Origin of the sequence: Corallococcus sp. RDP092CA (assembly GCF_041903675.1) — a bacterium.
Classification (GTDB): Bacteria; Myxococcota; Myxococcia; order Myxococcales; family Myxococcaceae; genus Corallococcus.
Map to the genome: position 1 here is coordinate 149,485 of NZ_JAYESI010000016.1, position 24,949 is coordinate 174,433.

A 24,949-nucleotide genomic window follows, 5' to 3' on the forward strand; every position below is an offset into this window, starting at 1 on the left:
CGGCAGGCTATTCCCTGTCTGCCGGCCTGTGGAGGAAAGAGGCTATTTCGCCGCGAGGATCTCCCGCACGGTGGCCTCCACGCGCGGCAGGGCCTCCTCGATCTCGGCGACGGAGGTGGCGCCCACGGAGAGGCGGAACCAGCCGGTGTCCGCCGCGAGCCCGAACGCCTGGAAGGGCACCATGGCGAAGCGGGCCTTCTCCAGGAGGCGCTTGCGGATCGCGTCATTGGTGGTGAGGCCGTCCCTGCCCACCACGTCGAAGCGCACGGAGAGGTAGATGGCGCCCTGCGGCGCGATGGCCTCCACCGGCAGGCCCGCGTCCCGCATGCGCTGGAAGCCCTTGTAGAGGGCCTCCAGGCGCTCGTCGACGCGCTGGCGCATCGTCTTCAGGAAGGACTCGGTGGCCTGCGTGTCGTCCAGGTAGCGCGCGGTGGCCAGTTGCTCGGCCTTGGGGGCCCAGGCGCCCACGTGGCCCAGCACATCGCGCATGCGGGAGATGAGGGTGGGCGCGCCCACGCCCCAGCCCACGCGCACGCCGGTGGCGGCGAAGGCCTTGCTGATGCCGTCCACGAACACGGTGTACGGCGCCAGCTCCGGCACCAGCGCCACGGGGGTGACGTGCTGCTTGCCGAAGCTCAGCACCCAGTAGATGTGGTCGTACATCAGGATGAGGGGCTTCTGGCCGCGGCCCTCGCGCGCGCGGTTCTCCTCGACGATGCGCTGGCAGATGGCGCGCAGGGCCTCCGGGTCCAGCATGGTGCCGGTGGGGTTGAGCGGGCTGCACAGGCACAGGAGGCGCGCGGTGGACAGGTGCGGCTCCAGCTGCGCCAGCGTGGGCATGAAGCCCGCGGCGGAGTCCGTGGCCACCACCACGCTCTTCGCGCCCAGCATGTGGGCGTAGTGGTTGTTGTTCCACGACGGCACCGGGTAGACGACGACGTCCCCCGGGTCGAGCACCGCGCGGAAGGTGGCGTAGATGATGGGCCGCGCGCCGCCCGCGATGAGGATGCCCTCCAGCGGGTACTTCAGCCCCAGGGAGCGCTTGTAGAAGCGCTGCACGGCCTGGCGCAGGTCCAGCACGCCGTCGGACGGCGGGTAGTTCGTCTCACCGCCCTGGAGCGCGGCGCCAATCTGGTCGCGCAGGCCGTCCGGGATGGGGAACTCCTTCGGGTTGAAGTCGCCCACGGTGAGGTTGCACACCTTGTTGCCCCTGGCCACCAGCTCGCGGATCTCCGCCGCGATGCGGAGGATCTCGCTGCCCACGAGCCCACGCACCATGGCGCCCACGGTGGTGTCGTCGCGAGAGGGACGCGGGAGGGAGGTCAGGTCGATGGCCATGGGTGGGCTCTCCAGTGCGCGAAGGGGGGCCAGGGGGACGTGGCCCGGAGGACCCTATACGCAACGGAGCCGCGCGAGCGCATCTTCCATGGTCCCGGGACACGCTGTATGCGAGGACTCAGGGAGTCCCCGGGTGACGGGTTTGACGGGAGGAACCAGATGCGCCTGAGACACAGGTGGTACGCATGCGGGTTGGCCCTGGGGCTGCTGGGCCAGGGGTGCCAGAAGCAGGAGCCCCCGACCGTCCCCATGGACGTGCCGGCCGTTCCCCCGCCCTCCAACACCGTGCCCCGCGAAGACCCGGCGGCCCCGGCGCCCGGCGTGCGGAAGGCCCTGGACGTGAAGACAGACGGCCCGGCGGCCACGGTCGCGCGGGACGCGGGCGGGAGCGCCGGAGAAGGTGAAGCGGCGTGGACGACGGCGACGGTGCAGAAGCCGCGTGGCGAGCCTCCGTCCATCACGCTGCGCTCGGTGCGCACCGGGACGCACGCGGACTACGACCGCACGGTGTTCGAGTTCGACGGGCCCCGCCTGCCGGGCTACCAGCTGGGGTACGTGAAGACGCCGGTGCAGCAGTGCGGCTCCGGCGACGACGTGGCCCTGCCAGGGGAGGCCGCGCTGGAGGTGCGCTTCACGCTGGCGCGGGCCCACGACGACCAGGGGCAGGCCACCGTGGCGCAGCGCACGCTCAAGCCCGCGCTGCCGTCCTTGCTCCAGTTGGAGCGCGTGTGCGACTTCGAGGGCGAGGTGACGTGGGTGCTGGGCACCGCTCGCCGCGCCCCGTTCCGGGTGCTGGAGCTGACGAACCCCACGCGCCTCGTGCTGGACGTCCAGCACTGAGGCGGCGGCGGGGCGGCTACTTCTTCGGCGGCTGCTGGCGCTTCTTCGCGATGAGCTCGCGGGCTTCCTTCTCCGAGTCCGCGAAGTCCACGTCCACCGTCCACTTGCCGGTGAAGTACAGCGCGAGCATCAACGCCTTGGCGCCCGCGCGCTGGAGCGGGCCCGTGCCCAGGTAGACATGGCCGCGGAACCACTCGGCCTTCGCCTGCGCCACCAGCAGCTCCCGCGAGTCCTTCTCGATGCTGGAGTTGGACACGTCGGAGATGACGAACACCGGTCCGTTCGCCGACACCTCCTTGCAGATCTCCAGCACCTTCTTCGAGTCCTCCAGCTTCGAGGGCCCGTTGAACTTCATCACCAACAGGTCCGGATCCTCGAAGTACGCGCGATGCGCCCCGAACTCCCACTCACGATGATTCGCCACGCGGTTCGTGCCTCACCTGATCAAGGATTGCGCAGCTCCGATAGCATCGATAACGAGGATTTCCAAGGAGACTGCGGAGACCCTCTCTGCGTGAAAGAAGCGGAAGGCGTGACGCGGAAAAATGCACCCACCGTCCTTCCGCGGGTGCTCGGCGGAGCGTGTCAGGCGCCGGCCCCGGATGTAGCTGTAGGGGCTCTCTCCCACCACCTCGCGGAAGGTGCGTGGCAGCGGGTGGCGGCCCCGCGCACGAGCCGGGCTGTTCCGCCAGCATCTCGACGACCGCGCTGAGCGGTGCGAGCCGCTGGAGCGGAGACAGCCGGCGCGCGGGGAGGTCCCGGAGACCGACGGGCAGTGGAGGCCCCCGTCACGCTCCGACGTGCGGCGCATCCCCTGCGCCCGCGCCGCTTCGCAGGCGAGCAGCGGCGGCGTCCAGCCGCGTCAGCAGCTCCGCGTGCCGGGCCCGGGCCTCCGCGCCACCCGCGCGCAGCGCCATGGCGAGCACCTGCGGCAGGTTGAGCGCGGCGCCCACGCGCAGCCGCCGTTGATACTGCTCGGCCCAGTCCGTCGGGATGCGCAGCGACCAGTTGCGCGCGTCCACGGAGCCCGGCGCGTTGTACGTGTCCGGCATGCCCAGCAGGTCCGCGAAGAACACCATCACGCTGCGCGCGCGGCTGGCGAACAGGTCCGCGAACTTCGCCTGCGCGAGCAGGCCCGGATCCTCCGCCAGCCGACGCGCGAAGGCCGCGCGCCCCTCCGCCTCGGGGTGGAGCCGCGCCGCGAGGGCGTCCGCCTGGGCGCGCAGCAGGTGCTTCCACTGCCACTCGGAGACCAACCGCCAGAGCGACTTCGTGTCGTGGTTGCCCACCATCACCCAGTCCTCGGGGGCCACGTTCTCGCTGCGGTACACGTCCGCCGGGTTGTCCAGGTCCGCCTTCTGCGTGACGCGGAAGCGGCCCAGGCCGTCGCGGGCCATCACCCGCGACAGCTCGTAGGGCAGCGTGCTCAGCACCTCGCACAGCACGTCCTCGCGGGCCCGGCCGTACTCCCGCGCCGTGCGCACCACGGCGTCGAAGAGGATGGCGTACCGGCCCACCTGCGCCTCCGTGAGCCCCGTCACCCAGCCATCCGCGTAGCGCGGCACCGCGCGATTCAGTTGCTCCGGGGCCACGATGGAGTACCGCGCCAGCTCCGGGTGGTCCGGCAGGTCCGGCGAGGAGAACAGCCGCGCTCCCCCCTGCACCGCGCGCAGCGGCTCCGCGGAGTCCGCGCGGTACACCCAGGGACACACGAGCCCGTGCGGGTGGTCGATGCGCAGGCCGTCGTACTCGGACAGCATCTTGCCCAGCCGCGCGTCCATGTAGCGCAGCACCGGCCCGGGGCCGTCCGGCGTGACGTACTGCCCGGGGTCCAGCACGGGGTAGTTCCACGGCTGGCCCTCCGGGTTGGTGCGGCTGGGCGGCGCGCCCATCAGGTACGCGCCGAGGAACAGCCCCTGCCGCGCCCACGTGTCCCGCGGCGAGAACCCAATCTGGAGGTCCCCGTACAGCTTGAGGCCCCAGGCCTCCGCGCGCTCCCGCAGCAGCCCATGCTGCTCGTGCACGAGGAGCTGCCGGAAGGCGTACTGCTCCACCGCGTCGGCTTCGTCTGCGAGCAGCTCCCGGATGCGCGCCTCCGCCTGCATCACCTCCTCAGCACGCGGCGCATACAGGCGCCCGTCCAGCGAGTCCGCCCACCCACGCCAGTCATCCGGCGTGTGGTGCCGGGCAGCGAGCACGTCGAAGAGGGCGTCCCGCTCCAGCCACTCCTGGTGCTCCAGCCGGAAGTCCGCGAAGCGCCGGACGAGCGCGAGGATGGAGGCGGGGGCATCCACGCGGTCGCGCTCGCGGCGGAAGGTGTCCCACGCCTCCTGGAGCGCCACCGCCTGGCCCCGGCACGCGGCCTGGTAGCGCGCCGCCGGCCCCGCGGTCCCGGGCACCTCGGAGACGAGCCGGGCCAGGGTGGCGGGTGACAACAGCGCGCCCCAGGGCCCTCGCGGCTCCGTGAGCGGCGCGAGCGCCACGTTCAGCGTGTTGCGAGAGAACAACGTGCCGTCGTACGGCGACGGGTTGTGCGCGGTGGTCTGCCCCTGCGGCCCCAGCTGGACGCCGGTGAAGCCCATGTCCCGGGCGAAGGCGAGGAAGCGCGCGGCGCCCTCGGAGTACGGCGAGCCCCGCCCCAGGTCCTCTCCAGGGAGGCCGGGGAAGCTGGGGTCATGGATGCTCAGGACCCAGCGGGAGACGCCCAGGGCCTCCAGGGCTTCGGTGATGAGCGAGCGATGCGAATCAGGCAGCAGGGACAGGAGCTCCACACTCCCGACCCTATGGCTCCGCGCCCCATGCGCCAACCGTTCCTTGAGGGTGACGCGAGCATCGCCTCCGCGTCAGTCCTGACGGGCCTGCGGCTGGGGCCGGGGCTCGCCGCCGCTGTGCACCGGCTCGTGGGCCTGCGTGTTCGCCTTGAACACCCGGCGCATCCTGCGGGTCAGCCACGTCCGGGCGTCCGACAGGATCTCATACACCGTCGGAATCACCAGCAGCGTGAGCAGCGTGGAGGTGATCACGCCGCCAATCACCGCGCGGCCCAGGGGCGCCCGGAAGTCGCCGCCCTCGCCGTGCCCCAGCGCCACCGGCACCATGCCCGCGATGAGCGCGAAGGTCGTCATGATGATGGGCCGCAAGCGGATGCGCCCCGCTTCAATGAGCGCCTCGCGCAGCGGCATGCCCTTCTCGTGCTGCCACTTGGCGAAGTCGATGAGCAGGATGGCGTTCTTCGCGACGATGCCCATCAGCAGGATGACGCCGATGAGGCTCATGATGTTCAGCGTGTCCCCTGTCAGCACCAACGCCAGCACCACGCCGATGAGCGACAGCGGCAGCGACACCAGGATGGCCAGCGGATCCAGGAACGAGCTGAACTGGATGACGAGGATGAGGTACATCAGCATCACCGCCACCCCCAGCGCCAGGAACACCCGGCCGAACACCTCCTGCTGATCCGCGGACTCTCCGCCCGTGGACAGCTCGTAGCCCGGCGGCACCTTCACCGCCTTGAGCCGCGTCTGGATGTCGCGCATCACCTCCGACAGCGACCGGCCCGCCACGTTCGCCTGCACGTTGATGACCTTCTCGCGGTTCAGGTGGTCGATCTGCGCCGGGCCCACGGTCTGCGTCACCCTCGCCACCTGCCCCAGCGGCACGACGATGGGCGCGCCCGTGGCGGTGGACCCCACCACCAGCGGCAGCTGCGCCAGGTCAGACGGGTTCTGGCGGTACTGCGGCGCCAGGCGCACCATCACGTCGCGCGTCTCGCCAATGGGGTCCACCCAGTCACCGGAGTCCAGGCCCGCGAAGGCCGGCCGCAGCGACTGCGCCACCTGCCCCACCGTCACGTTGAGCTGGCCCGCGACGCCGCGGTTCAGCTCCACCACCAGCTCCGGCTTCTCGCCGCGCGTGGACAGGCCCACGTCCACCGCGCCCGGCACCTGCCTCACCTCCTGCATCACCTGCCGTGCCAGCTGGTTGAGCCCCTTGGACTCCGGCCCGCGCAGCTCCAGCTGGATGGACTTGATGGCCCCGCCGAAGCCGCTGGTGAACACCGACACGTTCGCGCCGCCCACCGCGAGCAGCTCCTGGCGCAGCGTCTTGCCCAGCACCTCCTGGCTCGCCTTGCGCTCCGTCTTCGGCTTGAGCCGCACGTACACCAGCGCCTGGTCCACGCCCGGCGAGCGCAGCGGCAACGGCACGCCGATGGTCGTGTACGTGTACGCGACCTCCGGGTGCGCGCGCGTGAGGCGGGACACCTCCTCCACCTTGCGCCGCGTGTAGTCCAGGCTGGAGCCCGCGGGCGTCTCCACCAGCATCTCAATCTCCGCGCGGTCGCTCACCGGCACGAAGCCCGCGCCGCCGAAGACGCCTTGCAGCGCCACCGCGCCCACCAGCGACCCCACCGCCAGCAGCACCATCGCCAGCCGGTGGTCCAGCGCCCAGGCGATGACGCCCTTGTAGCGGTCCGCCTGCCGGTCGAACCAGTGGTTGAAGCGCGCCAGCCCCCGCGAGAGGAAGTTGCGCCGCTCCCCCTTCTCCACCTGCGGGTCGGGCCAGTACGCGCTGAGCATGGGGTCCAGCGAGAAGCTCACGAACAGCGACACCAGCACCGAGCACGCGATGGTGAGCGCGAACGGCTTGAACCACTGCCCCGCCACGCCGTACATGAACGCCACCGGGACGAACACCGCCACGATGGAGAACGTCGTCGCCGCCACCGCGAGCCCAATCTCGTTGGTGCCCTCGCGCGACGCCGTGTAGTGGTCCTTCCCCATCTCCACGTGCCGCACGATGTTCTCTCGCACCACGATGGCGTCGTCGATGAGGATGCCGATGGCCAGCGTCAGGCCCAGCAGCGACATCGTGTTGAGCGTGAAGCCGAACGCCCACACGCTCACGAACGACGCCAGCACGGACACGGGCAGCGCCAGGCCCGTAATCACCGTGGACCGCCACGAGTTGAGGAACAGGAACACCACCAGCACCGTGAGCAGCGCGCCCTCGATCAGCGCCTGCTGCACGTTGACCACCGAGTTCTCCACGCGCGTGCCCGCGTCGCGGACGATCTCCAGCTTCGCGTTGGCGGGCAGCCGCTGCTGAAGCGTCTTCACCCGCTCGCGCACGCCGTCCGCGACCTCCGTGGTGCTGTGGCCCTTGGCCTTGATGACCTCGATGCCCACCGCCTGCGCGCCGTTGTAGAGCGACAGGGTGCGCGGCTCCTCGGTGCCGGCGAACACGTCCGCGACCTCGCCCAGCCGCAGCGTGCGGCCGTTGCGCTCCGCGATGGGCACCTGGGCGAAGTCCTCCGGCGTCTCCAGGCGGCCCTTGAGCCGGATGGTGCGCTCCTGCAACTCCGTGTTGAGCCGCCCCACCGGCGCCGCCAGGTTCTGCGCCTGGAGCGCCGCCACCACCTGCGCCACCGACAGGCCCGCCGCCTGGAGCGCCGCGGGCCGCACCTGCACCGTCATCTCCCGGTCCACGCCGCCCACCACCGTGGCCTGCGCCACGCCCGGCACCGAGCGCAGGTCCCCCACCACCATCGGATCCGCGATGAGCGACAGCGCGGGCACGTCCAGCGCGTCCGACGTCAGCACCAGCGACACGATGGGCTGGTCCGCCGGATCGAACCGCGTGAGGATGGGCTCCTCCATCTCCTGCGGCAGGTCCGCGCGCTTGCTGGAGATGGCGTCGCGGATGTCCTGGGACGCCTCCTGGATGTCCTTCTCGAAGTCGAAGAAGACCGTGAAGTTCGCCAGGCTGTCGGTGGAGCTGGACGTGGTCTTCTTCCCGTCCACGCCGGAGATGGCGAAGATGGCGTCCTCGATGGGCTCCACGATCTCGCGCTCCACCGTGTCCGGTGAAGCGCCCGGGTACGCGATGGTGACGTTGATGACCGGCTGCTGAACGTCCGGGAACTCGTCCGTCTCCAGGTTGATGAGCGCGACGATGCCGAACACGACGAGCGCCACCATCGCCGTGATGGTGATGATGGGGCGCTTGATGGCGAAGTCGGAGATGAACACGGACGACTCCTGCGGTGCTGCTTCAAGAAGTGGAGACGCCTGGAGCTACTTCGCGGGCGCCTGGGCCGGAGGCGTGCGGGCCCCGGCCGCCGCTGGCGCCCGCGCGGGCCCGCTCCCGCCGGACGCGCTGCCCGCGCCGCCCACGCCCTGCGCGGCCTCGGCCTGCGGGGGCTCTGGCGGCGCGGCGGGCCGCTGCTGCTTCGGGCCCTCCGGCGCGGCGGTGAGCTTCACCGGCGTGCCATTCGTCAGGTCGCGCGCGGAGCCGAGCAGCACCACGTCCCCGGCCCTCAACCCCGACGTCACCTCCACCGTCTGCGCCACGTCGTCCCGCAGGCCCACCGTCACCGCCACCTCCTCCACCTTGCCGTTGGCGATGCGCTGCACGGTGGGCGGCTCCTGGCGCGTGTCCAGCGCGTCCACCGGCACCGCCAGCGCCTGCTTCGCCTGGGACGCCACGCGCCCCTCCGCGAACAGGCCGGACAGGAGCACCTGCTCGGTGTTGGGGATGCTCACGTAGATGCGCACCTGGCCCGTGGCCGGGTCCACCGCCGGGTTGATGCGCTCCACCTGGCCCTTGAAGGCGCGGCCCGCGTAGCCGTTCACGCGGAAGTCCACGGGCGTGCCCACCTGCACCTGCCCCAGCTGCGCCGCGGGCACGGAGGCCTCCAGCCGCAGCGTCGCGGGGTCCACCACCGTGAACAGCGGCGCGCCCGGCTGGACGATGTCGCCCGCGTGCACCTGCCGCTCGCTCACCACCCCGTCGAAGGGCGCGGTCACCTTCGTGCGCCCCAGCTGGTCCTGCGCCAGCTTCAGCCGCGCCTGCGCGTCCGCCAGCTGCCCCTCCGCCTGCGTCCGCGCGAGCTGCGCGCGCTCGAAGTCGCGGCGGGTGATGACGCCCTGCTTGACGAGGATTTGATTGCGCTGCTCATCCGCCTTCGCCACCTGCAAGGCATTGCGCGCCACGCGCACCGTGGAGCTGGCCGCCAGCACCTGCTCGCGCAGCGTGCCCTCCTCCACGCGCGCCAGCAGCTGCCCCTCCTTCACCGTCTGCCCCTGGTCCGCCTCCACGGCCAGGATGCTGCCCCCCACCTCCGCGCGGACGCTGGCCAGCCGCCGCGCCTGCAACGTCCCGGAGATGACGGGGCCGCTCTCCAGCCTCAGCGGCTCCACGCGCACCACGTTCTCCGGCCCCAGCGACACCACCGCGGGCGCGGTGGGCTCGGCGGCCTGCTCGGAGCGCTGTCCGCAGGCGCCAGCCAGCCAGGCGACGGTCAGCACGGCGCCCAGCTGTCTCCCCGCGCGCCGGGCACGACGGCCCGTTGTCTCTTCGGTGCGTCCCACGGCCTGCCTCCCGGCCCCCGGAGCCTGTGGTCCCAGGGTCCAACCCGGGGGTCTCCCCGGAGCCGGGTAAACGTGGTGCCGCCTCCCCGGCCGGGGAAGTCGTCCCCACAGGGGCCGTGACGCCAGGACACACGCCCGGCCCGTTCCCCCAGCAGGCGGGACGCCATGCGCACGGCGCCCCGGGGGACGACGGCCTCCGCCCCCGCGAAGGGGCGGAGGCCGCGCTCGCCATCACACCGGCGCGAGGCTCAGTGGACGCCCGGCGGGGCGGTCACGAACGCCGCGGTGAGGCAGCTCTGGTTGGCCACCTGGTCCAGGAACGTCTGGCGCGCCAGCACCTCGTTGAAGGTGCGCACGGGCGTGCCGTCCGCGCGGTCCGGCACGGTGAGCGCGCCGCTGAGGAACGGCGACAGCGCGCCGGTCCAGCTCACGTGGGTGAAGTTCGTGCCCAGCTCATCGCCGTGGCAGCCGTCGCAGGTGTTGAGGGAGAAGACGTGCCGCGCCTGACGGTTGGGGATGACGGACGCCGGCTTGCTCCAGAACGGCGGGGTGGCGGTGGGGTTGGTCACGATGGCGCGGCCCGCGCGGATGGGGCTGCCCGACCACTGCAGCGGGACGGAGTAGGCGCCCGTGATGATGGCCGACGCGCTGGCGTTCACGAAGGACGGGAACAGCGTGCCCTGCGTGGTGCGGTCCGGCGTCTGGGCCACGGTGTGGCTGTTGAGCAGCCCCAGCACCGGCGGCGGCGTGGTGGAGAACGAGTTCGGGTTGATGGCGCTGTTCCAGAGGCGGAACTCGCGCAGCTCCCAGGGGTTGCCCAGCCAGTCGTCGTTGGTGCGCACCTGGTTGATGGAGCTGCGGTTGGGCTTGCGCGGGGACAGGTCGCGCCGGGCGAACTGCTCCGTCAGGGCCTCCAGCGCCGCGTTGTACGACGCGCTGCCCAGCGTCAGCCCGGACAGCGCCTGCCACTGCTGCGCGTAGGTCTTGATGTCCGCGCAGCCGTTCTTGTCCACCCCGTACTCCAGGATGACCAGGAAGGGCACCGTGTAGCAGCTGCTCCCGCTGCCCGTGGTGGCCGCGAAGATGAAGCGGCCCTCGCCCGCCGAGCCGGAGCCATAGGCCGGGTTGCTGCCCGCCAGGTCCAGCCGGTTCACGATGGCGATGAGCTTGAACGGCGACTTCGCCAGGTTCAGCTCGCCGGAGGCCAGCTTCGGCCAGGGGGCGATGAGGTTCGCCGCGATGGACGCGCGCGGCGGGTTCACGAAGCCGTTGAGGGTGCGCGGCTGCTCCCACTGCCGCAGCCACTCGCGCACGAAGGTGGCCGGGGCCACGCCCGTGTAGGGCGGGTTGGCCATCTCCGTCATCAGGTAGTTGAACGTCCACTTGCCGTTCGGGTTGCCCACGCCGGTGCACGGGTCATACGTGCGCGTCACGTCGTTCACGACGGCGGGCGCCCGGATGATGAGCGAGCGCGCGGGGTCCACCAGCGACGCCAGGCCCATGGGCTGGATGGGCACGGGCTGGCCCACCGGGAACTGCGGGCCCAGCGCCGTCACCGGCACCGTGCGCACCAGCTGGCGGTGCTCGAACACGGCCGTGGTCAGCTGCGTGGGCGACTGGGACTGCGCCTGGGCGATGCGCTGCTGCTCGGCCTGGAACGCCACGAAGTCGAACGTGCCGGACGCCGTGAAGAGCAGGTCCCCCGCCACCGCGTCGCCCCCCTGGCCGTTGTCGCGAAACGTCAACTGCTGCGCGCCGTCCGCCATCGTCAGCGTCCCACCGCGGAACGCCTCGTTCTCCGCGCGCTTCGGGTCCAGCTTCAGCTGGAACACCGTGGCGGTGCTCTTGCTGACCGCCGCCTGGGGGATCGCGACCAGGGACTCCACCACCGGACGCGCCGCGTCCCCCTCCAGGACCTCCAGGGTCGAACCGAGCGCCGCCTCCAGACCGCTGGACGGGTCCACGGCCCGGGCGGAGGACTCCGCCTGGGGCGCGGAAGGCGCGAGGGCTCCGGTCGTCTCCGGGGCGGGCTGGCCACAGCCCACCGCCAGCGACGAGGCCAGCAGCGCGAACGGCAGGCGCTTCCGGGAATGCTTCCACAGCAAGGACAGCTCAGGCTTCATGGGGTGTGCTCCACTCACGACGGGGGTACCGCGACGACAGCCTCGCGATGGGGCACCCTCCCCTCACCGTGCGCGGAACCCCGGACACACCGGTCCCGTCCCCCTCCGTGAACGCGGAGAACGCCCCATGCCCCTCCGGTCCTTGCGACGCGGAGGCGGATGGAGCGTTCTCATAACATGAGACACTGGATTTTATCGACTTCCAGTTTTTGTAACCTAATCCGTTACAAGTCTGGGATTGCTGTAGCCGGTCGGGCTACAGCCCGCTGGCCCCATAGGGCGACTCGCTGATGAGGCGGGTGCCGTCCTGGAAGTGGCTGGTGTCGCCGCAGTCGGGGATGGCCTCGAGGCCCGAGCACGTCACGGGCGCGTGGGCGCGGGTCTCGGAGGTGAAGCAGCGCGCGCCGGCCTCGTTCCACTCGGCCTCCACGCTCCAGGACTCGGTGTCCGTCTGGACGCCCACGCCGTCGTAGAGGTTGACCCACTGACCGTCGATGGTGTGCGACGCGCCGTCGCCGCAGAAGTCCGCGCGCACCATGCGGGTGCAGGCCTGGTGGTGGCCCGCGAGGCTCTGGCCGCTGGCGGTGGTGGCCCAGGGCTTGTAGCCGAAGTGCATGCACTTCGCGATGGCTGCGCCCTCGCAGGCGAAGGTGAAGGCGGTGGCGTCCTCGATCTTCTCACCGCCGCCCGCGACGCCCTGGAGGTAGTTCCAGCGGCCAGCCACGGCGATGGCGGAGAGCGCCGCGCCGTTCGCGTCCTGGCACACGGAGCGCCAGGTCCCGTCGGAGCCCTGGTAGGAGACCTGGTAGGACCACAGGTCGCTGTCGGCGCCGCTGCCCTGGGTGATGCCGTCCACGCGCAGGGGCAGGGAGGTCCCGTCGCCCAGCGCGCCGACGAAGCGCGCCCCGGTGAAGCCCGCGCCCGTCACGGGGCTGTTGCCGTCCAGGCCGACGAAGGCCGAGCCCTCCAGCCGCACGTTGCTCAGCGGCTTGCCGGAGGCGGAGTGGGCGCCCGCGTACGCCACGGACACCAGCATGCCGCCCAGCTCGCTGTTGTTCAGGTTGCGGCCGTTGAGGTTGCGGCCGTTGAGGTTGCGCCCATTGGGAGACACGACCTCCGCCACTTGCGTGCGCAGGGAGGGAGCCTCGGGCTCCGACGATTCCGTGCCACAGCCCACCGCCACGACGGCGAGACACGCCGCGACCACTCGCTGCAACGTCCTCATCTGGATGCCCCTTCCCTGCCCCGACCCCAACCCGCACCGCGCCTTCCCCGTACAAGGTCCGTCCGGGGGTCGGGAGCGGCAACCGGGCCTGGCCCGTCCGGGCACTTGCAGCGTCCAGTGGCTTCCAGTTGGGGGGGCCCTCGGGGTGAGGCCAGCGGTTCCCGAGGGTTTCAGTGTCCGGTGGTGCTCAACCGGCGGACACGGGCGCGTCCGCGCACACGCGCAGGCCCACCGTGACGTCGCGCAGGGAGGCCTCCGGCAGCTCCCGGTTGGAGGACCGCGCGCTCGTCACGTTGAAGGTGAAGCTGCCCCCGCGGGCCACCGGCCGGCCGGGCTCCAGCCACGAGCGGGTCCACTCCCAGACGTTGCCCGCCATGTCGTCCGCGCCGAAGGGGCTGCGGGACGCGGGGTGGCTGCCCACGACGTCCGGGCCGAAGCCGCCCGGGTCCTTGCCGTAGGTGATGTCCACGTTGGCCTCGTCCGGGCCCAGCCGGTTGCCGTGGGGGTACTCGCGGCCGTCCACGCCGCGCGCGGCGCGCTCCCACTCCAGCTCCGAGCACAGCCGCGCCCCCGGCACCCGGCCGGACGTGGACAGCCATGCCACGTAGGCCTCCGCGTCCGCGAAGCTGATGCCGCTGACGGGGAACTGGCGCCAGTCCTGCTCCGCGCGCTGCGAGCGCCGGGCGTACCGCACGGGCTCGCCCGTCCGCGCCGTGTAGCGCACGCCCCCGGGCTGGAAGCGCAGCCGCCAGCCATTGCCGTCCGGCTCCAGCGCCAGGCCGCCGGCGTAGCCGCCCGTGCCCACGCGGGGCTGGCGCGTGGCGCGCTCCTCCGGGGACAGGGCCGCCAGGTACTGGAGCCAGTCCGCGTACGTCGTCTCGTGGCGCGCGATGAGGAAGCCCTGCACGGGCACGGTGTGCAGCGGCGTGGCGTTGAAGAAGTCGCGCACGCTGGACTCGGCGGCGCTGCCGAAGCGCACGTCGCCCGGGGGCACGTACACGAACCCCTGCGGGAGCGCCCCCGCCCGGACGAGCGGCAGGACGACGCGCCGCGACTCCCCGCGCGTCAGGAGCAGCGGCTGCACCGACGCCTCGTACCCCGGAGCGCGCGCGGTGAGCTGGTAGGTCCCTGGAGCCACGGTGAGGTCGGTCCAGGGGAGCGCGCCCGGGGAAGGCAGGGGCTCGCCCACGGCCTCCGGCCCCGAGGCCTCGCGCGACACGGGGCGCAGCTCCACGGCGGCCCCGGGCGCGTCCACCTGGAGGGACAGCCGCGCGGGCGCGCTCCAGCGGCGCCAGCGCGCGCCGTCGGCGTCGTAGAGGCGCAGGCGCTGGAGCAGCGCGGGCAGCACGGGCTCGCCCTCGCTCTCGGCCCACAGGGCGCGCTCGTAGAGGAAGTCCGCCAGCGCGTCGCGCACGTCGGCGCGCATGGGGGCCAGCGCCAGCGCGCGCTCCAGCCGGTCCGCCACGGCGTCGAAGTGGTGGGACAGCTGGCCGGCGTGTCCGGCCACCTTCGCCCAGCTCCGGTCGCCGTCCGCCTTGTGGCCGGTGTCGTAGAGCTGGAAGGCCTCCGCGCGCCGGGCCTGGAGCGCATCGCGCTCGCGGCGCACGGCGTCCAGCTCCAAGCCCGCCGCCGCCAGCTCGCCGCGCACGCGCGCGTCGAGGATGCGGCGCTCGCGCCACTGGAGGCCCGCGAACACGAGCCCCAGCGACGCGAGGAAGCCCAGCGCCAGGCCCACCTTCAGGCGCCGGCTGCGCACGCCGGTGCGGCGCGAGGTGTGGAGGAAGGACTGCTCGCGCTGGGTGAGCTCGGAGGGCTCCAGCAGCGCCGTCTCCGCCAGCTGGCGAGGGCCCCAGAGCGACTCGCGAGCGTGCCCCAGGCGCTCCCACTGCGCGGCGGCGGCCTCCAGCCGGGCCTGCACCTCGCGGCGCTCGCCCGCCTCCACCAGCCAGCGCGCCAGCGTGGCCCAGCCGGTGAGGAGCGCTTCGTGGGCCAGCTCGTACGCGGTGCCGCCCTCCCCTTCACGCGCCACGAGCAGGCGCGCGCGCACCAGGGCCTCCAGCGCGGCGCGGTAGCGAGGGTCGTCGCCCACGAGCTCGCGGTCCGTCTTGCGCGCGCGGGTGCCGTCGGCCGTCACCAGGCGCAGCATCACGCCCCGCGCCGCCGAGCGCTGGTCCGGCAGCAGCCGGGCCACCGCGGCGTCGGCGTGCCGGGCGAGCGCGCCGGACACGCCGCCCAGCGAGTCCAGCGCCGCCTGGGTCATCACGCCCCGGGCCTCATCGCGCGCGTCCCACAGCTCCGCGAGCGCGAACTGGAGCAGCGGCAGGCCGCCGTCGGACGCCGCCGTGGAGGCGACGAGCGCGTCCACCACGGCCTCGGACTCGAAGCGCACGCCCTTCACGCGGGCGGGGCCGACGATGGCCTCGCGCGTCTCCTCCGGGGTGAGCGCGCGCAGGAGGTACAGCGCGTGCGGCACCTCCGGGCCCAGGCCGGGCACGGCGGTGAGGCGGGTGAGGAAGTCGCTGCGGCCGGTGGCGAGCAGCCGCAGCCCCCCGGCCGCCTCCGTGAGCGCCCCCAGCGCGGCGCCGGCGAGCGCGGCCTCCTCGGGAGGGGACAGCGTCACCAGCTCCTCCAGCTGGTCCATGTAGACGAGCAGCCCGCCCTGCGCACCCAGCTTCGCGCGCAGCCGGCGGCCGAGCGACGTGGGGTCCTGGCGCAGCGTCTCCGCGAGCGGCTCCTCGTCCACCTCCAGCACCGGCGCGAGCGCCGCGGCCAGCGCGGACACGGGCCTACGCCCGGGCACCAGCCGCGCGGTGCGCCAGCGCCGGCCGTCCTCCAGCGCGCCGTCCGCCACGGCGGGGAGGATGCCCGCGAGGCACAGGGACGACTTGCCCACGCCGGAGTCGCCCGTCATCAGCAGGAAGGCCTCCGCCTTGAGCCGCTCCAGCACGGCGCGCTGCTCGCGGCGACGGCCGAAGAAGAGGGCGCGGTGCTCGGCCTCGAAGGCCTGGAGGCCGCGGTAGGGATTGCCCTCCGGCACGGCGGCCGGCGGCTCCTCGCGCGCGAGCGCCTCCAGCGCGTCGAGCAGCTGCGCGGCGGACGCGTGGCGCTGGGCCGGGTCCCGCTTCAGGCACTTGTCGATGGCGGCGGCGAAGCCCGGGTCCACCGACGGGGCCACCTCCAGGAGGGGGCGCACGTCGCGGGTGCGCACGGCGGCGGACAGCTCGCGCCAGGGCACGTCGCGGAAGGGGCCCCTGCCCGCGCACAGCTCGTAGAGCACGACGCCCAGCGAGTACACGTCGCTGCGCGCGGTGAGCTCCTCGCCGGCCCAGGCCTCCGGGGACATGTAGTAGGGCGTGCCCACCAGCGCGCCGCGCGGCAGGGACGGCAGGAAGACGCCGTCCAGCGAGCGGGCCCCCAGGGCGGGGCTGGACTCGGGGTCCCAGTCCGCGGGCAGCTCCGGGGGCGGCTGGGGCGCGCGCGCCGGAGCGGGCTCGCCGGCCTCGGCGCGGTCGAGCAGCTTGGCCAGGCCGAAGTCGAGCAGCTTCACCTCGCCGCTCTCCGTGAGGACCGCGTTGCCCGGCTTGATGTCGCGGTGGAGCACGCCCCGGCGGTGCGCGGCGCCCAGCCCCCGCGCCAGGTCCCGCCCGATGCCCAGCGCGCGCTCCCAGGGCACGGGCCGCGCAAGCCGGTCCAGGCTGACGCCGCGGATGAACTCCGAGATGAGGTACGGCTGGTCCTCCAGCTGCCCCACCCGGTACAGGGTGACGACGTTGGGGTGCTGGATGCGGGCGGCGGCGCGGGCCTCCACCAGGAAGCGCGCCAGCGCGTTGGAGCCCAGCGCCGGGATGAACTTCACCGCGACGGGGCGCTCCAGGAGTGTGTCGTGCGCCAGGTACACGCGGCCCGTGCGCCCCCGGCCGAGCGGCCGCACGATGCGGTACTCGTCGAACTCCTCGGGAGGAGTCCACGCGTCGGGCGGAGGGGACGAGGCGGGAGAGCCCACCAGGGTTGCCTACGTTTCCCGCGTCCGGGGGTCAACCGGGGGGGCCGCGGGAGCCCGGCCCGGCGCAGGGTGTCTCACCCGGGTGTCCACCCCTGGACACTCTCGGGCCACGGCCTGGGGTTACTCCTGACCCGAGCGGGGCTTCGCCTTGCTGGGTTTGAGCATGTTGCGGATCTTGTTCTCCAGGTCCTGGGGCAGGCAGGGCTTGGCGACGAACTCGTCCGCGCCCACGGACAGGGCGTGCTCGGCGTTGCCGGCGAGCACGTGGCCGGTGAGGGCCATCACGGGGATGTCGCGGGTGCGGGTGTCCTGCTTGATGCGCCGCGTCGCCTCCCAGCCATCCATGACGGGGAGGGACAGGTCCATGAGGATGATGTCCGGCTCCCCCTCCTGGGCCTTCTCCACGGCCTCCAGGCCGTTCTTCGCGGTGTCCACCTCAAACCCGCAGAATTCCAGGTATTCGGCGTACATCTCGCGGGCGTCGTCGAAGTCGTCGACGACGAGGACGCGCTGCTTGGCGTTCACGGGAGCGGGTCCGCCGCTCGCGGTTGGCTCACCCTCGGGAGATGTCAGGACCGCGTTCTTCATGGAGCAGAGGCCTCGCATGCAGGGGAGGGGTGGAGCGAATCTAAACACGTCCACGGGAAAGCGCCCGTTCTCGCGAGTTTTCCCTGGACGGCTCAAAGGGTAGGTCCCCTGTCCGCTGGGCGACAGGGGGAGAGTGGGCGCCAGTGTAGGTGGGCGGAGGGACTGGGGGTCAGTGGTTGAGGCGGTGGACGTGGATGGCCGACATGAAGGTGTCAGCCGGGTAGACTTTCTCCCTCCACAGGACGATGGGCTCCTCATCCCCCATGAGGGCGATCTGTGACGTCCCCCAAAGCAACCGGCCAGGAGCTGGCCTCAAGACGCCGCCCACGGACACCCACTGCTCGCCGGTCCATCGGCGCGTCTGGCTGATCCGGCTAGCGGTTTCTGTCGCCACAGGGGCTTCACTGACAACCACGACGGGTGCTCCGTCTGTGTCCAGCGCGATGGCATCCACCAGTGGGGCTGTCCCGCCAGCAATGTCCATCATGGGTTCGCCGACCGTCACCCAGGCACCTCCATCCCATTTCCTGACAACCCCTCTCCAGCCTCCTTCCACCCAGGCAGTCCCTCCTACAAGCACCTTGCCATCACCGGCAAAGAGGCGGGTCGTAGGCAGCCCCCCAAGTCCCTCCGAGAGGTCCGTCCAGGAAGTCCCATTCCATTGCGCCACACGCCCTGCTTCGCCAGTGCCCCCACTTGATTCTCGATAGGAAATTACGGGCTGCCCCGAGGCGTCCAAGTCGAACCCAAGGTAGTTGATGATCGCATCCGGATTGAGCGGCAGCGGCGCGGCCTTCGCGTTCCAGTTGCTGCCATCCCATTGGCGCATCACGACTTGTGCCTGTGAGGAGTTGTATTCGTGCCATGCGATGACAGGAAGGCTGCTGCTTCCTGTGCAGAACCCCATCCACCGGATGTAGCCCTGCGCGAGGCTGGTTGTCATGAAGGGGCCCATGGGCTCCCATGCGGTTCCATTCCATCGCCGGACATGGACCTGCCCCTGGGTGCCTCCGCCATATTCCCGCCACGCCAGCATCGGGCGCCCATCAGGATCGATCTGCAACGCGTTTCCGATGGCGTCGTTGCCTGCGCCTCCGGCCAGCGGAGTTCCCAGGGACTCCCACCCCTCGCCATTCCAGTGTTTCGCGTGGACCGTCCCGCTTTGCGTCCATGCCACCACGGGGTGTGCGTCCCTTCCCACCCGGAGTGACGTATCGGCGATGGAGCTCTCTTCGATGCTTCCGGCGAACAGCGGCTCACCCAGCAACAAATAAGCAGGGACGCTCCAGCTCCATCCCTGCTGCGGTAGCTCTACCGGGTTTCCAGCCACGTCAGTCACTGTTGAAGCCATCTCGACGGAGAAGGTGCTTCCCACGGCCATGGGAGCAGAAGGAACGATTGTCAGACTTCTTCCATCCTCGGAGAGGAGAACGCTGGCCTCCACCTGCACCGATTGCGTGGTGAGCCTCACGGACTCCTCACTGACCGAGAGGCGGCTGAGGGGCTCCGAGAAAGTCGCCTGAATCAGCGCATTCACCGCTGTTTGAGTCGAGCCACTTCCTGGAAGTTGCGCGATCAACCTCGGACGGGTTCGGTCAATGCGGACCTCGCGCTCAGGACTGATGAAGACCTGCCCTCCTCGCGTCGCCCGAACGGTGAGGACATGGAGGCCTTCCGCGACCGACCATGTCTCCCAACTGAACTCATATGGAGCGACAAGCTGGGCAACGGGCGTTCCATCCACCCACAACTCGACGCGCTCAGGAACTGGACCCGTGACCTCCATCCGGATCTCGAGTGCCCCATTGATGGAGGCTCCTGCCTCTGGAGACAGCCAGGTGATGCTGATGGAGCGAGCATCGACTCCACCATCCACCGCCCCAGGAGGCTCCAGCTCTGGAATCTCCAGGCATGCGCTCGTCATCAGCAACGTGAGCGAAACGACGAGGCTCCAACGTAGACTCATGTATCACCGTCAATGCAAGGAAGGAGGGGGCGCAGGCGCATGGCCCGATGCGGCTCCCATGCCACCCTTGAGCCTCTGGCATCGCGCTCTCCCGCGGCCATCCGCACCTTCAGTCCCTCTGGACAGGTGTCCAAGACGTGAGACGGCCCACGCAATCCAATGGATGGCCTGCACTGAAAACGAAACTGCCTCCGTGAGTCCTTGCTCACGGAGGCAGTTGGCAACGTGCCCCTTCCCGGCGGGAAGCGCGTCAGTTGCTCGTGGGGAGCGGCTGCTGGACAACCGTCGTCACGGAGAGGTCCTCCGTCACCGGTTGGCCCCAGATGCTCTCGTAGGTTTCGCTGTTACGAACCTGCAGCTTGGAGAACGCCACGGTGAGCCCCAGCCCCGTCGGGTTCAGCGACTTCAGGGGAACAGAAATGCCGCCCGGGATGAACTGCGCGCTGGGCGAATAGACGAAGTAGTACCGGCTGCTGAAGGACGAAGGCTGGATGGGGAAGACCGCCTGCTCAGGGCTGGTCAGGTTCGTCACATACGGCCCCAGGGGCTCATCCACCAGAAGCAGGAATCCAATCCCGGACGGGTTCCCCTTCTCACCCGGATCATCATTCTTGCCCGTGGCGTTGGCGCCATTCTCCGTGATGTCCGCATCAATGAAGACATACGCCTGGGACTGGATGGCGAGGGGGCCCTGCAAGGGAGCGTTGAAGTTGATGTAGACGCGCTCACCCGGGGTGATGAGGATGTTCTCGGGCGAGGCCGTGTTCTCTTCCTTGTACCGCGCCTCGACGATGGAGATCGCCTTCGGAGTGGCCTGGTCACCGCCGAAGAAGAAGCCGGTGCGGCTGTAGTTCGTGCCACCCTCCGCGGCCACCGCGCGCACGAAGATGTTGTACTCCTTGCCTTCCTGCACGATGCCGCTGGCCGGGGTGATGGTCGCCGAGTAGCCACCGACGTTCACCGAGGCCGTCACCGGCAGCGACTCCTTCGCGTACTCGTCCGTCAGGCGCACGAGCAGCGAGCCCGGCTGCACCGGCTGGTTGAAGTACACGTAGATGGGCTCGCCCGGGCGCACCAGGTTCCGGAGCGGATCCACCTCCGCGATGCCCTTCAGGCTGGCCACGTTGCCACCCTCGATGGTCAGCGCCCCCGCGCCCGTCGGCTTCGAGTACGCCAGCTGCGCCAGCGTCGTGGCCTGCGTCCCCACGATGGAGCCACCCGAGTAGCTCTTCACGTAGCCGCCCGTGTCCACCACGCCGTCGCCGTTGGAGTCCATCGGCGCGATCCACAGGTTGTACGTGCCGTTCAGGCGCGCCAGCTCCACGCCGGAGGGCACCCCCGTGAAGGTCAGGATGCCGTTGGAGTCCGCCGTGGCCTCCACGTAGACCTTGCTCACCACGGAGGCGACCGAGTCGTAGTTGCTCAGGATGACCGAGCCCGCCCGGTCCACCTCCAGCACGCCCTTCGCGCCCACCGCCGGGCGGCCCTGCGGCGTCACCACGGTCACGCTCAGCGAGCTGTTCAGCTGCGTCAGCGTCACCGGACCGAAGCTCGCGTTGCCGTTGTTGATGGGCACCGTGCCCGCGGCCGACGGCACCGTGGAGGTCGCGCGCAGCGTCGAGTAGCCGGCCTTGCTGAACGTCAGCAGCACCTGCGCGCCCGCCGGCACGTCCGTCATCACGAAGTTGCCGCTCGGATCCGTCGTCGCGGACTTGCCCGTCGGCTGGCTGCCAATCGTCATCGCCACCGTGACGTCCGCCAGCGGCTGCAGCGTCGTGGTCAGCACCTGACCCGACACCGTGCCCTTCGGCGTGGAAGGCACCACCACCGACACGTTGTTAGGCTCCCGGATACCGTCCGCGACACCATCGTTGTCCGCGTCAGTCGCGTCGCCGCACCCCCAAGCCAGCAGCGGCAACACGGCCATCAGCACATGCTTCTTCATCGTCCCCACCTTGAATTTATGACGGAATTTTCACGCCCCAGCTGCACCCAAAGGGCGGAAATCGGACACTCCTCGACCCGAGCCCACGCCGTCAAGGTGGGGTGGTTTCCACCCAAGGGTGTCCAAACGCCTCGAATCAGGATGACTCGCCATGTCAGACGTCAATGCCCCCTGCCTGGGCTGCGCCCTCGTTCGCGGGGAGGTCCACCCACCGGGTGGCGTGCTCGCGCGGGCCCCCGGGCTCGTCCTCCACGGGGTGGCGTCCCCCAGCCCCGTGCCCGGCTGGGTGGTGCTCACCAGCGAGCAGCACGTGCGCGGCTGGTATGACCTGGACGCGACGGCCTCGCGGGAGCTGGGCCCGTTCGCGGCGCGGGTGATGCGCGCCCAGCGCGCGGTGCTCGGCGCCGAGCACGTCTACGCCTTCGCCATTGGCGACGTGCTCCGCCACTTCCACCTGCACCTCGTGCCCCGCTTCGCGGACACCCCGGCCCACCTCCGGGGTCGGGGGGCCTTCGACGCGGCCCCGGCGGAGCACCTCTCGCCGGAAACCCTGGAGGTCGCGGCCCGGCGGCTGGCGGCGGCGCTCGCCCGCTGACCCACGCCAGGCGTGCGCGGGCCGCCAGGGCGCTCCAGTGTCATGGACCTGACACCGCATCGGGGGAAGAATGCACGGCGTCCTCATGCGTGCGTTCACCCTGGGTCCCTGGCTGCTGTCCCTCTGGCTCCTCACCGCCGGTCCCGCGTTCGCGGACAACACGGCGGACGAGGCGGACATCGCCTTCGAGCTGGGCAACGACGCGTACTCGCACGGCAACTACACCGAGGCGCTGCGCTCGTACTTCACCAGCTACCGGCTGGTCCCCAACCGCAACGTCCTCTTCAACATCGCGCGCTGCTTCGAGGCCCTGGGCAAGTTCAACGAGGCGTACCGCTACTACAACGACCTGCTCGTCGAGGACCTGCCGGCCGAGGACGCCTCGGAGGTGACCCGCTCCCTGGAGCGGCTGCGCCCCAAGGTCGCCCTGGTGCGCGTCACCACCAACCCCCGGGGCGCGGAGGTCTTCGTCGACCGCGCGGACCTGGGCAGCCGGGGCCGCTCGCCGCAGACGCTCGCGCTGGCTCCGGGCCGCCACAAGGTCCTGGTCCAGAAGCCCGGCTACCGCCCCACCGAGGCCACCGTCACCCTCGTCCGGGGCAGGGAGGTGCCGGTGGACCTGGACCTGGCCCTCATCACCGGCGTGGTGGACCTCACCGGCTCCCCCGAGGGCGCGGAGGTGCGTGACAACCCCACCGGCCCCGTGCTGGGCCGCATCCCCACGAAGCTGCGCCTGTCCCCGGGCCAGCGCGTGCTGCACGTGCGCGCCCCCGGCCACGCGCCCGGCCAGTACGTCATCGACGTTCCCGCCGAGGGCACCCTGCCGCTCGCCGTCACGCTGAGCGCCCAGGCGGCGCCCAGCGGGCGCGTCGTCGTCACCGCCAACCACGACGGCGCCACCGTGCGCGTGGACGGCCGGCCCGCGGGCTTCACCCCCACCGTCGTCACCCTCCCGGAGGGCGAGCACGTGCTGGAGGTGGAGAGCCGCGACGTGCGCCCGGTGCGCCAGAAGGTCACCGTCGTCCCCGACCAGGAGGTGAAGGTCCACGCCACCCTGCGCTACGAGCCGCCCCCCGTGCGCGCCGCGTCCAAGCGCCTGCTGTCCGTGGACGAGGCCCCCGCCTCCACCACCGTGCTCACGCCGGAGGAGCTGCGCGCGTTCGGCTGGCGCACGCTGGCGGAGGCGCTGGCGGGCGTGCGCGGCTTCTTCCTCACCGACGACCGGACGTACACCTACCTGGGCGTGCGCGGCTTCTCGCCGCCGGGCGACCTCAACACGCGCATCCTCATCCTCTGGGACGGCCACGCCATGAACGACGTGTGGGCCGGCCAGGGCTACGCGGCGCACGACCTCAGCGTGGACCTGGAGGAGGTGGAGCGCATCGAGGTCGTGCGCGGCCCGGGCAGCGCGCTGTACGGCACGGGCGCGTTCTTCGGCGTCATCAACGTGGTGCCGCGCGACTCGCTGGGCCTGGACCGGCGGCTGGAGGTCACCGGCGCCGTGGGCGCGCTGGGCGCCACGCTCGTGCACGCCACCACGTCGTGGGAGGACCCCCAGCGCTCCATCCTCTTCAGCCTGGCGGGCATGAAGTCCCACGGCGCGGACACCACCCGCCTGGGCGAGCCGGGCCCCATCGTCACCGGCCTGGACGGCGAGCAGGCCGGCACCGGCTCGCTGCGCGCGCGCGTAGGCAACCTGTCCCTGGTGGCCCAGCTGCACGGGCGCAGCAAGGACGTGCCCACCGCGCCCTACGGCACCGTGGTGGGCGCGCAGGGCACGCGCGTGCAGGACGTGCGCGGCTTCGCCGAGGCCAAGTACGAGCGCCCCCTGTCCGAGCGCTTCGTCCTGTCCCTGCGGGGCGCGCTGGACCTCAGCCGCTACAAGGGCCACTGGAACTACGGCGGCGACACCACGGAGACGAACACCGACTCCGGCGCGGCGGACTGGCTCACCGCCGAGGGGCGCCTGCTGGCGGTCCTGTCCGAGGCCAACCGCCTCACGGTGGGCGTGGAGGGCCAGGCCCAGCTGCGCGTGGACCAGAAGAGCGTGGGCCCCGCGGTGGACGCGCCGCTGGACACGCGCACGCGCTCGCTCGTGTCCGTGTACGCGCTGGACGAGTGGCGCCTGCACCCGCGCCTGAGCCTGTCCCTGGGCTTCCGCGTGGACAAGTACTCCGACCTGGACTCGCTGCCGCTCACGCCCCGGCTCGCGGTCATCGGCCGGCCGTATGAGCAGGGCCTCACCAAGCTCGTCATCGGCCGCGCGTTCCGCGCGCCCAACGTCTACGAGCTATTCTACCAGGACAACTTCCTCACCCAGCGCCCCGCGGAGCGGCTGGAGCCGGAGACCATCACCACCTTCGAGGTGGAGCACTCGCACGACCTGACGCACGAGCTGCGCCTGACGGTGGCCGGCTACCACAACCGCATCTCCCGGCTCGTCACGCTCACCACCGAGTCCGCGGCCACGCCGGCCTGTGGCACCCCGAGCGCGCCCACCCAGTGCCTGGTGTACGCGAACAGCTCGGGCGAGACGCTCGCGTGGGGCGCGGAGGCCGGGCTGCACTGGCAGCCGGGCCGCTGGCTGCTGGTGGACCTGAGCTACTCCTACGTGACGCTGCGCAACGCCTCGCAGGACGTGGTGGAGGCCGCGCCCGCGCACCTGGCCTCCGGGCGCTTCCTCCTGCCCGTGGGCAACGGCGACATGCGCATCGCCACGCAGGCCACCTACCAGAGCGCCCGGGTGCCCGGCATCGCGGGCGCGGACAGCGGAGAGGCGCTGCTCCTGGGCTTCGGCGTGTCCGGCGACTACGGCCGGCTGCGCTACTTCGCGGGCGTGAACAACCTGCTCGACACGCGCTACGCGTTCGTCGTGAGCGAGGACGTGTCCGCGGGCCCCGTGCCGCAGTACGGTCGCACGTTCAACCTCCAGCTCACCGGGAGCTTCTGACAGACT

General features: G+C 71.4%; 14 protein-coding genes. 3 read left to right on the forward strand and 11 right to left on the reverse strand.

Annotated elements, in window-relative coordinates; translation table 11 throughout:
* Positions 1-42 precede the first annotated feature (42 nt).
* Positions 43-1,338, reverse strand: a complete 1,296-nt coding sequence (locus U8525_RS18950; protein WP_374267655.1) for a pyridoxal phosphate-dependent aminotransferase — start codon at positions 1,336-1,338, stop codon at positions 43-45.
* Positions 1,339-1,497: 159 nt separating this feature from the next.
* Here U8525_RS18950 and U8525_RS18955 point away from each other — a divergent pair, with 159 nt between their 5' ends.
* Positions 1,498-2,178 carry a hypothetical protein gene (locus tag U8525_RS18955; RefSeq protein WP_374267657.1) on the forward strand — a complete coding sequence of 227 codons (681 nt, stop codon included), beginning with the start codon at positions 1,498-1,500 and terminating at the stop codon, positions 2,176-2,178.
* Positions 2,179-2,194: 16 nt separating this feature from the next.
* On the opposite strand, the gene U8525_RS18960 is transcribed toward U8525_RS18955, so the two are convergent.
* The 10 genes from U8525_RS18960 to U8525_RS19005 all read right to left on the reverse strand — a co-directional run bounded on the left by U8525_RS18960 (position 2,195) and on the right by U8525_RS19005 (position 21,398).
* Entirely contained in the window at positions 2,195-2,602 is a 408-nt protein-coding gene (locus U8525_RS18960; RefSeq protein WP_374267659.1) for a hypothetical protein, read from the reverse strand.
* Positions 2,603-2,966: 364 nt separating this feature from the next.
* Positions 2,967-4,949 (reverse strand): 4-alpha-glucanotransferase, encoded by a 1,983-nt coding sequence (locus tag U8525_RS18965; protein ID WP_374267661.1) that lies wholly within the window; start codon positions 4,947-4,949, stop codon positions 2,967-2,969.
* 72 nt (positions 4,950-5,021) lie between these two features.
* Positions 5,022-8,207, reverse strand: a complete 3,186-nt coding sequence (locus U8525_RS18970; protein WP_374267663.1) for an efflux RND transporter permease subunit — start codon at positions 8,205-8,207, stop codon at positions 5,022-5,024.
* Between the two features lie 45 nt (positions 8,208-8,252).
* Complete coding sequence (locus tag U8525_RS18975) at positions 8,253-9,548, reverse strand: efflux RND transporter periplasmic adaptor subunit (RefSeq protein WP_374267665.1); 1,296 nt, start codon at positions 9,546-9,548, stop codon at positions 8,253-8,255.
* Positions 9,549-9,796: 248 nt separating this feature from the next.
* Positions 9,797-11,671: a hypothetical protein gene (locus U8525_RS18980; protein ID WP_374267666.1), complete on the reverse strand. Its 1,875-nt coding sequence runs from the start codon at positions 11,669-11,671 to the stop codon at positions 9,797-9,799.
* A 256-nt stretch (positions 11,672-11,927) separates the two neighbouring features.
* The gene (locus U8525_RS18985) at positions 11,928-12,896 is read right to left on the reverse strand and encodes an ADYC domain-containing protein (protein ID WP_374267667.1); all 969 of its coding nucleotides are present in this window, start codon (positions 12,894-12,896) and stop codon (positions 11,928-11,930) included.
* Positions 12,897-13,083: 187 nt separating this feature from the next.
* Positions 13,084-16,899, reverse strand: a complete 3,816-nt coding sequence (locus U8525_RS18990) for an SUMF1/EgtB/PvdO family nonheme iron enzyme (RefSeq protein ID WP_374267668.1) — start codon at positions 16,897-16,899, stop codon at positions 13,084-13,086.
* 120 nt (positions 16,900-17,019) lie between these two features.
* A complete protein-coding gene (locus U8525_RS18995) occupies positions 17,020-17,487 on the reverse strand; it encodes a response regulator (RefSeq protein WP_171421672.1) in 468 nt (155 codons plus the stop codon).
* 169 nt (positions 17,488-17,656) lie between these two features.
* Positions 17,657-19,453, reverse strand: a complete 1,797-nt coding sequence (locus U8525_RS19000; RefSeq protein ID WP_374267669.1) for an Ig-like domain-containing protein — start codon at positions 19,451-19,453, stop codon at positions 17,657-17,659.
* Between the two features lie 250 nt (positions 19,454-19,703).
* Positions 19,704-21,398: a carboxypeptidase-like regulatory domain-containing protein gene (locus U8525_RS19005; protein ID WP_374267670.1), complete on the reverse strand. Its 1,695-nt coding sequence runs from the start codon at positions 21,396-21,398 to the stop codon at positions 19,704-19,706.
* Positions 21,399-21,549: 151 nt separating this feature from the next.
* On the opposite strand from U8525_RS19005, the gene U8525_RS19010 reads away from it, so the two are divergent.
* Positions 21,550-21,993: an HIT family protein gene (locus U8525_RS19010; RefSeq protein WP_374267671.1), complete on the forward strand. Its 444-nt coding sequence runs from the start codon at positions 21,550-21,552 to the stop codon at positions 21,991-21,993.
* Between the two features lie 85 nt (positions 21,994-22,078).
* Positions 22,079-24,943 (forward strand): TonB-dependent receptor domain-containing protein, encoded by a 2,865-nt coding sequence (locus U8525_RS19015; protein WP_374267672.1) that lies wholly within the window; start codon positions 22,079-22,081, stop codon positions 24,941-24,943.
* Positions 24,944-24,949 lie beyond the last annotated feature (6 nt).

Coding starts and splice junctions, on each gene's coding strand:
- U8525_RS18950 (WP_374267655.1), bottom strand. CDS start 1,338: ATGGCCATCGACCTGACCTCCCTCCCGCGTCCCTCTCGCGACGACACC.
- U8525_RS18955 (WP_374267657.1), top strand. CDS start 1,498: ATGCGCCTGAGACACAGGTGGTACGCATGCGGGTTGGCCCTGGGGCTG.
- U8525_RS18980 (WP_374267666.1), bottom strand. CDS start 11,671: ATGAAGCCTGAGCTGTCCTTGCTGTGGAAGCATTCCCGGAAGCGCCTG.
- U8525_RS18985 (WP_374267667.1), bottom strand. CDS start 12,896: ATGAGGACGTTGCAGCGAGTGGTCGCGGCGTGTCTCGCCGTCGTGGCG.
- U8525_RS18995 (WP_171421672.1), bottom strand. CDS start 17,487: ATGAAGAACGCGGTCCTGACATCTCCCGAGGGTGAGCCAACCGCGAGC.
- U8525_RS19000 (WP_374267669.1), bottom strand. CDS start 19,453: ATGAGTCTACGTTGGAGCCTCGTCGTTTCGCTCACGTTGCTGATGACG.
- U8525_RS19005 (WP_374267670.1), bottom strand. CDS start 21,398: ATGAAGAAGCATGTGCTGATGGCCGTGTTGCCGCTGCTGGCTTGGGGG.
- U8525_RS19010 (WP_374267671.1), top strand. CDS start 21,550: ATGTCAGACGTCAATGCCCCCTGCCTGGGCTGCGCCCTCGTTCGCGGG.
- U8525_RS19015 (WP_374267672.1), top strand. CDS start 22,079: ATGCGTGCGTTCACCCTGGGTCCCTGGCTGCTGTCCCTCTGGCTCCTC.